1 protein-coding gene is annotated in these 308 nt (G+C 55.8%); it reads left to right on the top strand.

The genetic code is table 11. The features are described 5' to 3' along the window. Positions 1-104: 104 nt before the first annotated feature. On the top strand, positions 105-308 hold a 204-nt coding region (locus EYY60_RS00020), incomplete at its 3' end, for a hypothetical protein (RefSeq protein ID WP_132987396.1).

Here is a 308-nt window from a genome sequence, read left to right on the forward strand (position 1 = left end):
CGTTGACCTATTCGATCTGCGACAAGGCCAATGCATCGAACTGCTCGACAGCGACTGTGAGCCTGATGGTAAACGCTCCGGTTGCGATCCCTGTGATCGATGCAGTGACCGAAACGGCGACTGCAATCAACAGCAATGCAGGAGGCACGACAGCATCCCTGACGGCAAACGACACGCTGAACGGAAGTCCGGTAACGGTAGGGACAGGCGCAGGAGAAGTAAGCTTCACTTTGGTGAGCACACTTCCATCAGGCCTTGTGCTTAACGCAGACAAGACAATCACGGTAGCTCCGGGCACAGCCTCAGGA

This window comes from Flavobacterium zhairuonense (assembly GCF_004352915.1).
Taxonomy (GTDB): Bacteria; Bacteroidota; Bacteroidia; order Flavobacteriales; family Flavobacteriaceae; genus Flavobacterium; species Flavobacterium zhairuonense.